Origin of the sequence: Mycolicibacterium sp. TUM20985, from assembly GCF_030295745.1 — a bacterium.
GTDB lineage: Bacteria > Actinomycetota > Actinomycetes > Mycobacteriales > Mycobacteriaceae > Mycobacterium.
The window spans coordinates 2923673-2937021 of sequence record NZ_AP027291.1 but is presented as its reverse complement, the minus strand read 5'-3'; the positions used below and the strand labels follow the sequence as shown (position 1 = coordinate 2937021).

The 13349-nt window shown below is 66.1% G+C and carries 18 protein-coding genes and 1 pseudogene; 7 read left to right on the top strand and 12 right to left on the bottom strand.

The features are described from left to right. Positions 1–21 precede the first annotated feature (21 nt). Together istB and istA are read right to left on the bottom strand one after the other, a co-directional pair. A complete protein-coding gene (istB, locus tag QUE68_RS14485; RefSeq protein WP_286274579.1) occupies positions 22–804 on the bottom strand; it encodes an IS21-like element helper ATPase IstB in 783 nt (260 codons plus the stop codon). 1 nt (position 805) lies between these two features. Beyond that, the gene (gene istA / locus QUE68_RS14480) at positions 806–2047 is read right to left on the bottom strand and encodes an IS21 family transposase (RefSeq protein ID WP_284226727.1); all 1242 of its coding nucleotides are present in this window, start codon (positions 2045–2047) and stop codon (positions 806–808) included. Between the two features lie 116 nt (positions 2048–2163). Between istA and QUE68_RS29495 the strand changes: the two are divergent. The 3 genes and pseudogenes from QUE68_RS29495 to QUE68_RS14470 all read left to right on the top strand — a co-directional run. Continuing rightward, a pseudogene (locus tag QUE68_RS29495) lies at positions 2164–2283 on the top strand (MerR family DNA-binding protein); the annotation flags it as partial. A gap of 159 nt (positions 2284–2442) precedes the next feature. After that, positions 2443–2766, top strand: a complete 324-nt coding sequence (locus QUE68_RS14475) for a hypothetical protein (RefSeq protein ID WP_286275707.1) — start codon at positions 2443–2445, stop codon at positions 2764–2766. Further along, positions 2763–3095, top strand: a complete 333-nt coding sequence (locus QUE68_RS14470) for a YnfA family protein (protein WP_284235974.1) — start codon at positions 2763–2765, stop codon at positions 3093–3095. The genes QUE68_RS14475 and QUE68_RS14470 overlap by 4 nt, the downstream gene beginning before the upstream one ends. 251 nt (positions 3096–3346) lie before the next feature. Here QUE68_RS14470 and QUE68_RS14465 read toward each other — a convergent pair whose 3' ends face one another. The 4 genes from QUE68_RS14465 to QUE68_RS14450 all read right to left on the bottom strand — a co-directional run bounded on the left by QUE68_RS14465 (position 3347) and on the right by QUE68_RS14450 (position 7103). After that, positions 3347–4006 carry a DsbA family protein gene (locus tag QUE68_RS14465; protein WP_284235975.1) on the bottom strand — a complete coding sequence of 220 codons (660 nt, stop codon included), beginning with the start codon at positions 4004–4006 and terminating at the stop codon, positions 3347–3349. A gap of 107 nt (positions 4007–4113) precedes the next feature. Next, entirely contained in the window at positions 4114–4491 is a 378-nt protein-coding gene (locus tag QUE68_RS14460) for a DUF3703 domain-containing protein (protein WP_284235976.1), read from the bottom strand. 121 nt (positions 4492–4612) lie between these two features. Then, the gene (locus QUE68_RS14455) at positions 4613–6724 is read right to left on the bottom strand and encodes a heavy metal translocating P-type ATPase (protein WP_284235977.1); all 2112 of its coding nucleotides are present in this window, start codon (positions 6722–6724) and stop codon (positions 4613–4615) included. After that, positions 6717–7103, bottom strand: a complete 387-nt coding sequence (locus QUE68_RS14450; RefSeq protein WP_284235978.1) for an ArsR/SmtB family transcription factor — start codon at positions 7101–7103, stop codon at positions 6717–6719. The genes QUE68_RS14455 and QUE68_RS14450 overlap by 8 nt, the downstream gene beginning before the upstream one ends. A 198-nt stretch (positions 7104–7301) precedes the next feature. On the opposite strand from QUE68_RS14450, the gene QUE68_RS14445 reads away from it, so the two are divergent. Then, a complete protein-coding gene (locus QUE68_RS14445; protein WP_286275823.1) occupies positions 7302–8063 on the top strand; it encodes a serine hydrolase in 762 nt (253 codons plus the stop codon). Positions 8064–8081: 18 nt separating this feature from the next. On the opposite strand, the gene QUE68_RS14440 is transcribed toward QUE68_RS14445, so the two are convergent. The 4 genes from QUE68_RS14440 to QUE68_RS14425 all read right to left on the bottom strand — a co-directional run bounded on the left by QUE68_RS14440 (position 8082) and on the right by QUE68_RS14425 (position 9913). Beyond that, complete coding sequence (locus QUE68_RS14440) at positions 8082–8687, bottom strand: methyltransferase family protein (protein ID WP_284235979.1); 606 nt, start codon at positions 8685–8687, stop codon at positions 8082–8084. A gap of 408 nt (positions 8688–9095) precedes the next feature. Then, positions 9096–9308: a hypothetical protein gene (locus QUE68_RS14435; RefSeq protein WP_284235980.1), complete on the bottom strand. Its 213-nt coding sequence runs from the start codon at positions 9306–9308 to the stop codon at positions 9096–9098. 112 nt (positions 9309–9420) lie between these two features. Further along, on the bottom strand, positions 9421–9651 hold the full coding sequence (locus QUE68_RS14430) for a hypothetical protein (RefSeq protein WP_284235981.1): 231 nt from the start codon (positions 9649–9651) through the stop codon (positions 9421–9423). 40 nt (positions 9652–9691) lie between these two features. Further along, positions 9692–9913, bottom strand: a complete 222-nt coding sequence (locus QUE68_RS14425; protein WP_284235982.1) for a three-helix bundle dimerization domain-containing protein — start codon at positions 9911–9913, stop codon at positions 9692–9694. Positions 9914–10089: 176 nt separating this feature from the next. Between QUE68_RS14425 and QUE68_RS14420 the strand changes: the two genes are divergently transcribed. After that, positions 10090–10497, top strand: coding sequence for a hypothetical protein (locus QUE68_RS14420; RefSeq protein ID WP_284235983.1), 408 nt, complete (start codon positions 10090–10092; stop codon positions 10495–10497). Positions 10498–10525: 28 nt separating this feature from the next. Here QUE68_RS14420 and QUE68_RS14415 read toward each other — a convergent pair whose 3' ends face one another. After that, on the bottom strand, positions 10526–10816 hold the full coding sequence (locus tag QUE68_RS14415; protein ID WP_284235984.1) for an ANTAR domain-containing protein: 291 nt from the start codon (positions 10814–10816) through the stop codon (positions 10526–10528). Between the two features lie 338 nt (positions 10817–11154). Between QUE68_RS14415 and QUE68_RS29490 the strand changes: the two genes are divergently transcribed. After that, complete coding sequence (locus QUE68_RS29490; RefSeq protein WP_349816923.1) at positions 11155–11316, top strand: LysR family transcriptional regulator; 162 nt, start codon at positions 11155–11157, stop codon at positions 11314–11316. 276 nt (positions 11317–11592) lie between these two features. On the opposite strand, the gene QUE68_RS14410 is transcribed toward QUE68_RS29490, so the two are convergent. Continuing rightward, positions 11593–12672 carry a flavin-containing monooxygenase gene (locus tag QUE68_RS14410; protein WP_284235985.1) on the bottom strand — a complete coding sequence of 360 codons (1080 nt, stop codon included), beginning with the start codon at positions 12670–12672 and terminating at the stop codon, positions 11593–11595. Between the two features lie 45 nt (positions 12673–12717). Between QUE68_RS14410 and QUE68_RS14405 the strand changes: the two genes are divergently transcribed. Next, positions 12718–13314: a TetR/AcrR family transcriptional regulator gene (locus QUE68_RS14405; protein ID WP_284235987.1), complete on the top strand. Its 597-nt coding sequence runs from the start codon at positions 12718–12720 to the stop codon at positions 13312–13314. The last annotated feature ends 35 nt before the right edge of the window (positions 13315–13349 follow it).

The window sequence follows — 13349 nt, the reverse complement described above, 5'->3', positions numbered from 1 at the left end:
AGTAGGCCACGTGGTCGTGGTTTATTGTGCCGTGTTGTCGGCTCGGGCGGAGGGCAAGGTGTCTATTCCGGTGTCTTTGAGGCGGTAGCTGGATCCCTTCAGTGTGAGGACGTCGGCGTGGTGGACGATGCGGTCGATCATTGCCGCGGCGACGACCTGGTCGCCGAACACATCACCCCAGCGGGCGAACGGCAGGTTCGAGGTCAAGATCAGCGAGGCATGTTCGTAGCGGCTGGAGACCAGCTGGAAGAACAGGTTCGCGGCGTCCTGCTCGAATGGGATGTAGCCGACTTCGTCGACGACGAGCAGTCCGATGCGCCGCAGCTTGGCCAACTCGGCGGGCAAGCGACCCGCGTTGTGGGCGGCTTTGAGGCGGGCGACCCAGTCCACTGCGGTGGCGAACGCGATCCGGTGCCCGGTCTGGGCGGCTTTGATGGCCAGGCCGGTCGCGAGGTGAGTCTTGCCGGTGCCCGGCGGGCCGAGGAGCACTACGTTGCGGGCCTTGGCCAGAAAGACACCGGTACCGAGGTGGGCGATCATGTCACGGTTGAGAGCAGGTTGGTGATCGAAGTTGAAGTCCTCCAGTGACTTACGCGTCGGGAACCCTGCTGAGCGGATACGGGTCGCTGCACCGGAGGCTTCGCGGGCGGCGACTTCACGGGACAGCACCGCAGCGAGATACTCCTCATGACTCCAGCTGGCTTCACGGGCTTGCTCGGCCAACCGGGCTGCCGCATCCCTGATTCGTGGCGCCTTCAGCGCTTGCGCGTAGTGCAAGATGTCCTTGATCGGATCCTCCGCCATCTCAGGCCACCTCCCCGTCGAATCCGGTTGCACTGCTGGTGAAGTCGACACCGAAGGCACGGTCGTACTCGGCCAAGTCCCGCGCCAGATGCTCGCCTGCCAGTGGAGCCGGGCCCGTCTGGAATTGGCGGCGCATCGCCGCGGCGGTCGCGACGTGGGCCGGGTCGGTCAGGGTTTGACGTGCCGCCCAGCAGCGGTCATGAGCCGCCAGCAGATGCCCGGATCGGCTCACCGTCACCTGGGCCAGGGTGGTGCGAACGTCGACGAGTTGACCGATCGCCGTCGGATCCACCGAGTAGTCATTGCCGGCCACCCGGACGTAGTAGTCCCGTCCCAGCCGTTGGTGCGCCACGGTGTCGATCACCGGAGGCACGGGTGGCAGGACCAGCATCTGAGCTCGATCACGATCCAGGAAATCAACGGGACGCCCGTCGAGGACACGCACATGACGACTGTTGGCGGTCGGAAGCCATTGCCCCAGTTGACTATTGAAGTCGTGCGGGGAGTCGAAGCTGCGTCCGGGCAGGAACGAGGTCTCCAGGTAGCGGTTGGCTCGTTCCACCATTCCCTTCGATTCGGGGTCATAGGGTTTGAGTTGCACCATCCGCGATCCCAGCGTGCCCATCAACGCAGTCACCGGATCGGCCAACCGGCCCCGACGTCCGATCCCGGCTTCGTTGTCCCACCACAACTCGTGCGGCACCGCGGCGAAGCTGCTCGCCAGCAGCTGCCACATCCCGGCCACCAGATCCATCGTTTGGCGCGACGGCAGCATCACCGCGGCGATGAACCTTGAGAACGCCGCCACCATCACCAAGACCGGCAGCATCGCCTCCTGACCGAACCCCACCGCGATCTTGGGCGCCGGGAACCACAGATCGCACTGCGCCACCCGACCGGGCGGATGCTCGAGGCGATCCACCGGATCAGCGGGCAGGTACTCCGGGCGAACCGCCCGGACCCGCTCCCGAAACCACGAGATCGAACCCGTCCACCCAATCCGCTCCGCGATCACCGTCGCCGGCATCCCGGGATAGGCCGACAACAAAGCCCGAATCCGTGGCTCCACGGTATCGATCGCCGGCGTCACCGCCCGCCGCTCATATTTCGGTGGGACGTCGCTGGCCAACGCCCCAGCCACAGTGTCGCGCGCAATACCCATCTGCCGTGCGATAGCCCGCTGCGACAGACCCTCGCTGCGGTGAAGATGCCGAATCAAGGCCCAATCTTCCAAGGAGATCACCCATCCAATCTGTATGGGTGGCCTACTTTTCACCGTCGCGACTGGCCTAGATTTCAACCGTCGTCAACACCGCGGCCGGCTACCGCCTCTACGATGAGCGGGCCCGTCAGCGCCTGATGTTCATCGAAGCGGCCAAGCGGCTTCAGCTGTCGCTCCCAGCCATCGCTGAACTGCTCGTGGTGTGGCAGTCCGATGCGTGCCGTGCCGTGAAAGACCAGTTGCGGCTCCGGCTAGACAAACGGCTAGCGGAAACTACAAGCGCAATCGCTGACTTGCAGCTACTGCGAGATCAGTTGTTCGGCGCCAGAACCCGCCTGGACGCGCTGCCCGATCGCGACCACCGCTGCGACCCGAATTGCGCATTCCTCCTAAATCCTCACGATCGGGTTACCCCGTTGTCACTTGCCGATCAGCCGTCGCCACCGAGGTGTTCCCTCGACGATCAGGGCTACCGCGACCGTATCGCGGCCTGGCACGACCTGTTGGCCGAGGCGCGGGTGACCCCGACGGCGAACGGATTCGTCGCGTGCCTCGCGATGGAGCACGCTTCCGCGTTGACGGGTCTGATCGTCACCGAGCAGTCGTGCTGTTCGTTTCTGCAATTCACCGTCACGTTCACCGGTGTCGATGTCCAGGTGAGTGTCGCCGGCCTCGCAGACGCCCAACCTGTAATCGCTGATCTCGCAGGCTTGCCCGCGCAGGAGCGTGGCCCACGATGATCGCCAAATCCGTCGCCCTGTTCGTCGTGGCCGCCGTCTTCGAGATCGGCGGTGCGTGGCTGGTGTGGCAGGGGGTGCGGGAACATCGCGGCTGGATTTGGGTCGGCCTGGGCGTGATCGCGCTTGGCGCGTACGGGTTCGTGGCGACCCTGCAGCCCGACGCTCAGTTCGGACGCATTCTCGCGGCCTACGGCGGGGTGTTCGTCGCCGGCTCCCTACTCTGGGGAACGGCCTTCGACGGGTTCCGGCCCGACCGTTGGGATGTGACCGGCGCAATCGTCTGCATTCTCGGGGTTGCCGTCATCATGTATGCGCCCCGCGGCGTGTGAGCACGGAACCCGACAGAACCAACATCCGGACGACAGGCTGTGCCCAGCCGGCGTCACTACGGTGGGTGGCGGGCTCCGGGCCGCAGCTTTCGCGCCCACGTCTGGGTGGCCAGGCCCACGCCGAAAGCGTCACCGCGTGTGTAGGACTCCCAACGATGCAACGCTGGCGGTGGGGCGTTGCGACGAAGATGTCGGCAACGACGGCTTGCACACGTCACGGCAAACCGTCGTGCGCGAACTGCACCCTGCCGCTACTCCTTCAACGCCCGTTCGACCGCCGCCGAAAGTTCCTGGTAACTCATGAAATCCACTTCATTGCCGTTGAGGAAGAACGTCGGCGTGCCCTGAACGCCAAGGGCCTTGCCGTCGGCGACGTCGACGTTGACCCGGTCGAGGGTGGCCGGATCGTCGTAGGCGGCGTCGAACGCGCCCATGTCGAGGCCGAGTCCGGATGCGAATCCGCGGAACGTTGAGTCGGCCGGAATCCGCTGTTCGCCCCACTGACTCTGGGTCTCGTACATCTTCTTGTACATGGGCTCGAACTTGCCCTGCTGGGCAGCCGCCTCGACCGCACGTGCTGCCCGCTCGGCGTTGAAATGAGACGGAATGGGGAAGTAGCGGACGACGAAGTTGACGCGGTCTCCGTACTCGGAGCGCAGCTGCTCGACCATCGGGAACGCAGCGCGGCACGCCTCGCATTCGAAGTCGAGGAACTCGACGAGGGTGACATCGCTGTTCGGTGCCGTGTTGAGGCGGCGGCTGGTGTCCCGGACCAACTGACCCACCTCGCCTCCCTGGGCCTGCGCAACGGCGGGGGAGTCCTTGTTCTGGGCCGAGAGATAGACGCCAACCCCGATGATCATGGTGATGACCGCGAAGACGGTCAGCAAAATGCGTGTGACAGGTGCCATCTGAGAAGTCCTTCGTGAAATCAGCGCTCGTCTGTTCCTCACGGGATCAGACGAGTCTCCGCAGCGGTGCGCCAAGACGGGCTGGTGGGTTCGCCTCGCGCAACCGACTATATACGTAGAAAGACCGTAGGTTCGGTCGCGACCGTGGACGCAGGAATCCGGACGGAAGAGCGGGGCGACATCGACGGGTAGGGCCATGGGGTCTTCAGGCCCACGTCGACCCGGACAGTGTTGGTGCCCCCACACCGATCCTGGCGCGGCAACACCCGTCGGACGACCTGGCCGAGAGCTTCGTGACGGTCCCGTTGGCGCAGTGCGAGTATCAGCATCGCCGCGTGATTGCTGCTGTGCAGCCACGGGTCGGGTTGGGAAACGACGTGCGCCCGCTCCAGGTGCCGCCACCGCTGGCCGGCCGACGGTGCGCGTCGTGCGGCGACCATTTCCCGTCGGTACGCGTCGCGGGCTGCGACATCGAGGCGGGTCACGACGCGACCGGTCGCGGCGGGCGTCGACTGTGTGTGCGTCGCTCCTCAGCGTCCGAATACGATGAGCAGCAGACATTTTCGTGGTCGGCGACGAACCGCGCGACTCTATACGTCGTGGTGTTCACCTCGGGAGGTGTGTCGATGCATCGCGTGACTTCTCGGGTTCGACGGGGCGGCAGCAGGGGCAGTCCTCGCCGCAGGTGTCTCCCTGATCCATGACTACCGGTGCGGGGGATGCCATCGGAGCGCAGCAGGCGTCGACGGGCGGCGGGGGCGCCGGGAGGGTGACGTGATGTACCCCTGCCGCGGCCGTCTGCAGCGGTGCGACGCCGGGTAGTTGCTGCGTGCGTGCGGCGCGAATCGCGTTGAGGATGACGAGCACTTCGGCCGTCTCGTGGATCAGCACCACGGTGGCCAGTCCGAGAACCCCGAAGGCGGCCAGGGGAATCAGAATTGTGATGATCGCCAGTGATAGGCCGATGTTCTGCAGCATGATTCGACGCGCCCCACGGGCGTGGGCGAGGACTTGGGGGAGGTGGCGCAGGTCTTCGCCCATCAGCGCGACGTCGGCGGTCTCGATGGCGACATCGGTACCCATCGCGCCCATCGCAATGCCGATGTCGGCGGTGGCTAGTGCGGGTGCATCGTTGACCCCGTCGCCGACCATCGCGATCGGCTGGCCGCCGGATAGTTCGGCCAGCAGTCTTGCCTTGTCTTCGGGCAGAAGGTCGGCGTGTACGGCGGTGATGCCGGCGGCTTCGGCCACGGCCTTGGCCGTGAGGGCGTTGTCACCGGTCAGCATCGCGATGTCGATGCCCAGCCCGCGTAGTTGTCGGACCACTTCGGGCGCTTCGGGCCTCAGCTCGTCGCGGACTGCGATCGCGGCGACGACGACGGTGTCGCGTTCGAGGAGGACCACTGTCGCCCCAGCCGATTGAAGGCGGGTGACGTCGTCGGTGAACCCCGCGGCCGCGAGCCAGCCCGGCTTGCCCAAACGAATCGAGGAGTTGCCGATGCGGCCGCTGATGCCGTGGCCGGCGAGGGCGGTGACGTCGTCGGCCACCACGACGCCATAGCCGGCAGCATCGATGATGGCTTGGGCCAGGGGGTGCTCGCTGCGGGCTTCGACCGCGGACGCCATCTGCAGGGCTTCGGCTTCGGTGACGCCGTCTGCGGTGATCACCTCGATCACCTGCGGGCTGTTTCGGGTGAGCGTGCCGGTCTTGTCGAGGGCGATCACGGCGATGCGCCCAAGTTCCTCGATCGCGGCGCCACCCTTCACAACAGCGCCCTGTCGGCTGGCGGCGCCGATGGCGGCCACCACGGTCAGCGGCACCGCGATGGCCAGTGCGCATGGAGAGGCCGCGACAAGGACCACCAGCGCGCGTTCGAGCCACAACACCGGATCGCCCAGAATCGCGCCGATTGCGGCGACGGCCGCAGCGAGAGCGAGGATCGCCGGGACGAGTGGGCGGGCGATCCGATCGGCGAGGCGCTGGCCCGCACCCTTGCGTTCCTGGGCCTGCTCCACGATGTGGACGATGCGTGCCAGGGAGCTGTCGGCTGCGGCTGCGGTAACGGTGACGTCGATGGCCCCGCCGCCGTTGACTGCGCCGGCGTGCACGGCGGTACCCGGTTCGGCTTCGACGGGAACGGATTCTCCGGTGATCGCCGAGAGGTCCAGGCTGGTGCGACCCGAGACGATGACGCCGTCGGTGGCGGCGCGGTCACCCGGTCGCAGCACCATCACGTCGTCGATGACCAATTCGTCTGGCGTCACGCGGGTTTGGCGGCCGTCGCGGACCACGGTGACCGTAGGGGGTACCAGAGACAGGACGGCGCGCAGACTTCGGTGGGTGCGTGTCACCGCGTAGTGCTCGAGTCCCTCGGCGATCGAGAACAGGATCGACAGCAGCGCGGCTTCGGCGACCTGGCCCAGGGCCACGGCCCCGATCGCGGCGATCGTCATCAACGTGCCCACCCCGAGGCGGCCGTGCCGGAGGCTGCGAACGGCACCGGGCGCGAACGTTGCGGCCCCGGCGGCGACTGCCGCCAATTCGGCTCCCAGGCCTACGGTTTCACGTCCACTCCGGTGAAGCGCCCAGCCGGTGAGTAGCAAAACGGCAGCCAGGGCAGCCAATTGCAGTTCGCGAACGTGCCACAGCTTGTCCGGCCCCGATCCAATCTTGGCGTCGAGGTCCTTGTCCACAGGACCGCAGCACGCATCAGACATGGGGAGCCTCTCGGTGTGGCCGGCGGCCCACAGTTCCGAAGACGGCCTCGGTCAAGGACCGGCCGCGGTCAGTGAGCTGATACATCACCATCCGAGCTTGACGGCGAGAAGTCACCAAACCGGCGATCTTCAGTTGACGCAGGTGATGGGACACGAGGTTCTGCGAATGGCCGACCACCCAGGCCATGTCACACACGCACAGTTCGTCGCCCCGAAGAAGCGCAGAGGCGATAATCAGCCGAGTCGGGTCACTCAGAGCCCTCGCCGCGACCGCCAAGAGTTCGGCCTCGGCCGACGACGGCAGCAGGCCGCGGATCCGCTCGGCGTGCGGTAAGTCCAGGCACAGCAAGTCGCAGTGTTCGATCGGCGGTTCGGCCATTCCAATATACTAACGTCTGTTGATGCGTCGTAGCGGAAGCCATGTGGAACGACGCGAGGTAAGGTCATCGGCACGTCCACGTCCTCTCGGACGCCGCCTACGTAGGAAAATAGTAGGTTCCCCGGCGCGCCGTCGGCCTTGTGGCGGGGGAGAGGGCAAGCTGCTTCCGTGAAGGCGTTCGTCACGGGACTCGTCGCAGTGACGGTTCTGCTCTGCGGGCCAACGCCCGCCGCCAACGCCGACATGGGACAGCGTGTCGCGCAGGCGAATGAATACCTCGCCTCCCGTCCCGGCACCGTCGGGTACGTGCTCCGGGACCGGACGACTGGACAAGCTCACCGAAACGATGCGGCCGGAACCATGATGTGGACCGCATCCACCATCAAGCTCGCGATGGTGATCGACCTGCTGACGCGGGCGCGTGCTGGCCAGATCACCCTGACGCCGGCCGACAACCAGCTCATGGCCGACATGATGCACTCCTCAGACAGCGCCGCCGCCGACACGTTGTGGGAACGCTTCAGCGGACCCGACAACATGGCGTTCAACCGCAATTTCCCGAGGTACGGAATGACCAGTCTGAAGGCGCAACCGGGCTTCAGCGACAGGTACCCCTACTGGGGATTCCAGAAATCGACCAGTGACGACCTCGACCGACTGATGAACTACACCCTCACCAAACTGCCGCCGGCCCAGACCGCGGCCATCGTGGCGGAGATGCAGCACCTCGACTCCAATCAACAGTGGGGAGTCTGGGGCGCGGGCGCGGCCATGGCCCCCGGTAACAAGAACGGATGGTCACAGGAACAGGGCGGCTGGGTCGTCAACAGCGTCGGATTCGCCGGTCCCCAACAGCGCTACACCCTGGCGGTCATGAACTCGCTGAACGGTGGGGGCGGCTACGACGACGGCGTGGAGACCACGACACGGCTGGCGCAGATTCTGCTGGCGCCGGGGTAGTGTCCTTCCGCCGGAGAGTCATGTTCGTCCCAGCATTGGGACGAACCTGCCGACGGCTCGACCGTAGGTGCGGTAGGCGTCGCCGTGGACGCGCAGCAGATGGGGCTCCTCCACCACGCGGACCTGCATCTCGATCGTCACCACCAGTAGCACTAATGCTGCGATCGCCGGCACGTTCGGAACCATCAACGCGACGCCGGCAGCGAACACCAGCATCGCCGTGAAGATGGGGTTTCGGATGACCGCGAAGACGCCTTGTCGTATGAGAGTCGTGGTCGCATGCGGGTCGACGCCGATCCGCCACGAGTCGCCCATGGAGTTCTGCGCGTAGACCGTTGCGGACATGCCCGCCAGTGCGAGCACCGTGCCGAACGCCTGAACCCACGGCGTCTCCAAGAGCGCGATGGGGGAGACGACGTCGAGCATTTGCAGTGTCGGCGCGAACAGGCCCAGAACCATGGCCACGACGAAGCCAACGCCGGCAAGCCATTCCTGTGTCCCGGGTCGGCCGCTAATCCCGTGAAATCCCGTCGATCCGGTTCGTCGATACTGGCGCCAGCTGCGCCATCCGAACCCGAGCGCAACGAATACCGAATACAGGACCAGCGCACCCACCGCGACCATTGACGCCACCTCCGCCGTCAATATATGCAGACATTGCAATATGTGCAACAATTGCGGGCCTGCAACGGTCCGTTACTGCAGCGTCGAGCAAGGCTTGCTCCGCTACCGTTGTAGTCTCGCGGCGCCGGGCCCATTCGTGTATGCCGACGCGGGGGGCCGCTGGCGCAACAGCGGCCCGCCGCGACCCCGGTTGGGTTTGCGCGTGAGATCTTCGAACGCGAACTCGATGACTGCTACCAGGACGCGGCAGCTCGTCAGGCAACGCCAACGGGATTCTGGCAGTTGATCGGTGAAATCACTTGTTGCACAACACTACTTGGTGTGCCCCCGAATCACTTCGTGTCGAGTAGCGGCGCCCTGCAATCTTGGCCACCCAGTGCAGGGTGATCGGGGGTTGGCTGATGTCGACTACTCGACCGGCCGAAGCACGACCTCGTAGGTGACGGGCCACCACAACGTGTCATCCCCGCCGGGAGTGGCGCCAGTGCGTGCGACGTCGACGTCGACCGCCCGCTGGTCCTGGCCGACTTCGCTGTCAGCGTGCCGCTGTGCAGCCTCGAGTCGTTGCGCATACCGCGACGGGTTCCCCACCTCGACCGAAGTGTGTTTGACAATGCCCATGGCGTCACGGTGCCGCCACTGCGTCGCAGCCGACACCAGCGCACCGCGACTTCAGCTGTAGCGCCCCTGGGGAACTGCGTTGGGGACCCGGCGTGGGCGACGATGCGGCCCGTCAGGTAGCCGGGACGGCCGCCAATGGTCCGCGGGCGTGGAAGAACCGTCGGATGAGTCGGTGTTCCATCGCGTGAATGTGGTCGAGCTCGCGCCGCAGTTCCAGCGACTTGGCGTGGATCGCCCGGGCCGCTCGCAGTGCCCCGTCCTTGGCTGCTTGGGCGGCGTCGGCGTCCAGAGCGACCAGTTGGGCATCACGGTCGGCGATCAGAAGGGCCAAGACGTCGGCCATGGCGGCCGCCTGCGCGAAATCGGCTTCGGTGGGAGGCTGATTAGACGGGATGTGCGGCAGTGTCGGCGAGATTCGCAAGCTTCTCCTTGGTTTTCCGTTCGACGAACAGAGGAACGAAATCTCGGATCTTCGCCTCGTCGAACCGATGGTGAACCGACCCCGCGATGTCGTGCACGGTGTCCGCGGAAACCTGTGGAAATCCCGCCAACAGCCGATCGACGACTTGCCCGATCAAACGATCCTCTTCGACGCTGACGACCATCCCTACATCTTGGCCAACCCGGTGCGATCGCACAACCGGGATGAACGAATGACAGCCAGACGGCCAACGGCGAGCCAACACTTGGGCTGCGGACGGCTGTGCCAGGTCGGGCAGCCGCCCGGAGCCGACAACGTCGCGCGCGGGCCGACCACACGCCCTACCGTATGAGGCAGACCATGACCGCCGACCAAAATGAGGCCACGGTGTCCACACCCCGCAAAGCACTGGAGCGACGAGCACCCCACGACGATGGCGTGGCCTGGGAACTCGCCGCCGCGGCGCGCACCTATCTGAGCAGATCCGACGCCGATCGCATCTACATCGGGATCGGGATCGGCGAGGTGTTCGAAGCGATCGACGCCCTGCTCACCGCGATCGTCCAGCACCGAATCCCGCTCGGCCACGACCTGATCGCCACCGTCGCCAGCTGGTTGGACTGCTACCGCGGCCAGGACGCCGAACCACGTTTGCGCCAACTTCTCTGCGAGGTCGAACACGGCTCCCCGCAACGGATGTCGGCCTTCGACGAACGGTTCGGATTGGCGTCGCCCACAGCGCAGGACGGGCATCGCCAGTCCGGTTAAACTGTCGCGATCCGCACCGGATGCGTCCTCACCCCGTGCAGTCGGCCGTGTCGTTCCTGGCGCTGACCCGGTCGGCCATCAGGTGGCCCCACCGGTGCATCATCTCCGTGCGATGCGGGAACGGAGCCTCGGAACCCCCGACCTGGCCCACCAACGCACCAGCCAGCGCTCCCGGACCGATGCCGGTGTCGTGCACTGCGCCGACGAGGTCGTTGAATGCGTCCTGTTCGGAGCATCCGCGCAGTCCCATCAGAATCCCGATCGCCAGGTCGATCACGCGCCGCGACGCTGGATCTGCCCGCAGGCCCCGTTCAGTCATTGTTGTCTGCCCCGTTGGTGGAAATGTGTCCTGCAAGCGTGTTTACCGCGGCGAGATGAACGCTGGCCGTCATCCCCGTCCCGTTCGAGTTTGGCGGCTTAAACTAGGCCCGGGGCATGCCATTTGGCCCGGTGTCGTGCCGCGCGACGGGGAGGTCGCGCGGCGCGGCGCCACCTCTCACGTCGGAGCCGGGTTCCGTGTCCGAGTGAAGGCGATCGGCGACGTAGCCGCCGTGTGGTCCAGAGCCGCGACGCGTGACGAATTCGCCCGGATTGAGCGGGTCCCGGGAAACGTCGACGAGGAAATAAATCATCACCTTCTGCCGCATAGCTGACGGCGTGCACCAGTTCACGCTGGTAAACCAGATCAATCGCATCGAACATGAACTCGGCGCTCAACTGCTGATCCGCGCCGACCGTGGACGCCCCATGCAACTCACCGACGCCGGCGCACGAGCCGTGGCTACCGTTCGAGCGTGCCAACGCAAGGGTTGGTGTTAGGAGCGTCGAAGCGCGAATGCTCAACCGCCCGGGCCAAGCGCTGCGAGCCAGTCGTCGATCTGCTGCATCTCGCCTTGAGTGTGTCTGAACCCGCCATCGCATGGGCTCGACAGTGCCGGTGCGGCGCGGAATTCCGGGGTTGCCGCACATATCGATTGCGGACGAGGTTCGATGTGCAGTCATCCCGGGCACCGCGCTGCGAGACGCTGTGAGGTCAGAGTCGCAACGTCAGTCACCGGGTGCTCGGGATTGTGGTCAACAGGCGCGGACGCACCATCACCGCTCTGTGTGAGCGATGGCGCGGGCGTCTTTGCCGATGTAGGGCAGCAACGCGGCGAGGCCGAATCGGAACCCGGCGAAGTGCAAGTGGGGCCGCGGGTTTCGCGCGGTGGGTTGACCGGCGTCGTCGAGAACGTCTAGATGGCCCACCAGGGGTTCGAGTCCGCTGTGGTAGCCGGTCGCCGCGATGAGCGCGTCCGGTCGGACCCGTCGTCCATCTGCGAGATGGACGTAGGTGTCGTCGAGGCGCTCGACGGCGGGGACCACCTCGATCGCCCGGTTCTTGAGGTCGGCGACGAAGCCGCTGTCCATTGGGGGCGACCAGTAGGTGTGCCGCATCCGGGACAAACCGCGTGGGGAGGGCGGCAACCCGAACGGCCGTAGGTCGCCGTGCATGATGCGCGCCAACGCCCGGCCCGCGGCGTCGATGACCCGGTCGGGCAGTAGCCGTCCTGGTAGGGCGAATGCGGTGAGCGGGAGCCCGATGCACTTCCGCTGCAGGACCAGCGGGGGTGTGCGGACCGAGAGCTGGACGCGGCCCGCGCCGCCCGAAACCAGGAAGTGTGCGATCTCGGTGGCGGAGTTGCCCGAGCCGACGACCAGGACGTCGCGGCCGCGGAACTCCCCGGCACTGCAGAACTGGGCCGAGTGCAGCAACTCGCCGGTGAAGCCGGCGCGACCCGGCCAGTTGGGGATGACGGGTGTGTGGTCATGACCGGTGGCGACGACGACCGTGGAGGCCCGGCGGTCACCACCCGGCGATCGAAGCAGCCATCCGTCGGCGTCGGTGTCGATGCGGTGGTGGGCTGATGCGTAGCGCTCCAGGTAGGTCACCCACGAGTCGCGGTCGGGCCAGGCGCCGAGGTCACGGGCCATCCGAAAACCCGGCAGCGACGACATCCACCGCACGGTGTTGAGTCGCAGCCCGTCGTAGCGATGTCGCCAGCTCTCGGTGACCGCGTCGCCGCGTTCCAGCACGACGGTGGAAATCCCGGTGTGCGCGAGCATCGCGGCGGCGGCCAGCCCGGCGGGGCCCGCACCGACGACCACGGCGTTCCTGGATTGGTGAGTGGACACGGACGCATTCTAACAATCGTTACTAACGTTTGTTAGGATTGGGTGATGGATACCCGGGACCGGTTGCTGAACGCGACGATCGCGTTGTTGACCCGTGAGGGTCTTGGCCGGATCACCACGCGGGCCATCGTGGCCGAGGCGGGTACCCATCTGCCGTCGGTCAACTACTACTACGGATCCAAGGACGCGCTGGTCCGCGCAGCGTTGGCCGAGACGCTGCGCCGATGGGGTCAGACCACGATGTCGGTGATCGACACCGCGCCGGAGTCGTCGCTGAACGAACGGGTGGATCATAGTGTGCGCCGGTTCGTCGCGACTCTGGCGAATGATCGCGGCTACGTCGTCGCGGCGGTGGAGGGTTTCGCGGCAGCCGAACGTGACGAGGACATCCGGCGGGCGCTGGCCGCGGCCTACGGTGAATTCCGGGACGTCGTCGCATCCCACGGCCCGCCGCGACCGGCCGGGTCTCCTCAGACTTCCGGCCGTGATTCGCGCGTGTTCGCCTCGCTGATGATCGCCCTGTTCGACGGGCTGGCGATTCAATGGCTACTAGATCCAGCGACCGCACCCACTGCCGAGGAGATCCTGGCCGCACTGGACCTGTTGGCCACGTCCCGCACCGCCACCGGTACCCGCCGATGACCGGCAGATCAGCCCGGAACCGTTACGGCACAGCC

Bases quoted from the DNA above. Each gene is read 5' to 3' on its own strand.
- istB (WP_286274579.1), bottom strand. From the start codon at position 804: ATGGCGGAGGATCCGATCAAGGACATCTTGCACTACGCGCAAGCGCTG.
- QUE68_RS14470 (WP_284235974.1), top strand. From the start codon at position 2,763: ATGATCGCCAAATCCGTCGCCCTGTTCGTCGTGGCCGCCGTCTTCGAG.
- QUE68_RS14465 (WP_284235975.1), bottom strand. From the start codon at position 4,006: ATGGCACCTGTCACACGCATTTTGCTGACCGTCTTCGCGGTCATCACC.
- QUE68_RS14455 (WP_284235977.1), bottom strand. From the start codon at position 6,724: ATGTCTGATGCGTGCTGCGGTCCTGTGGACAAGGACCTCGACGCCAAG.
- QUE68_RS14450 (WP_284235978.1), bottom strand. From the start codon at position 7,103: ATGGCCGAACCGCCGATCGAACACTGCGACTTGCTGTGCCTGGACTTA.
- QUE68_RS14440 (WP_284235979.1), bottom strand. From the start codon at position 8,687: ATGGTCGCGGTGGGTGCGCTGGTCCTGTATTCGGTATTCGTTGCGCTC.
- QUE68_RS14435 (WP_284235980.1), bottom strand. From the start codon at position 9,308: ATGGGCATTGTCAAACACACTTCGGTCGAGGTGGGGAACCCGTCGCGG.
- QUE68_RS14430 (WP_284235981.1), bottom strand. From the start codon at position 9,651: ATGGCCGACGTCTTGGCCCTTCTGATCGCCGACCGTGATGCCCAACTG.
- QUE68_RS14425 (WP_284235982.1), bottom strand. From the start codon at position 9,913: ATGGTCGTCAGCGTCGAAGAGGATCGTTTGATCGGGCAAGTCGTCGAT.
- QUE68_RS14420 (WP_284235983.1), top strand. From the start codon at position 10,090: ATGACCGCCGACCAAAATGAGGCCACGGTGTCCACACCCCGCAAAGCA.
- QUE68_RS14415 (WP_284235984.1), bottom strand. From the start codon at position 10,816: ATGACTGAACGGGGCCTGCGGGCAGATCCAGCGTCGCGGCGCGTGATC.
- QUE68_RS14405 (WP_284235987.1), top strand. From the start codon at position 12,718: ATGGATACCCGGGACCGGTTGCTGAACGCGACGATCGCGTTGTTGACC.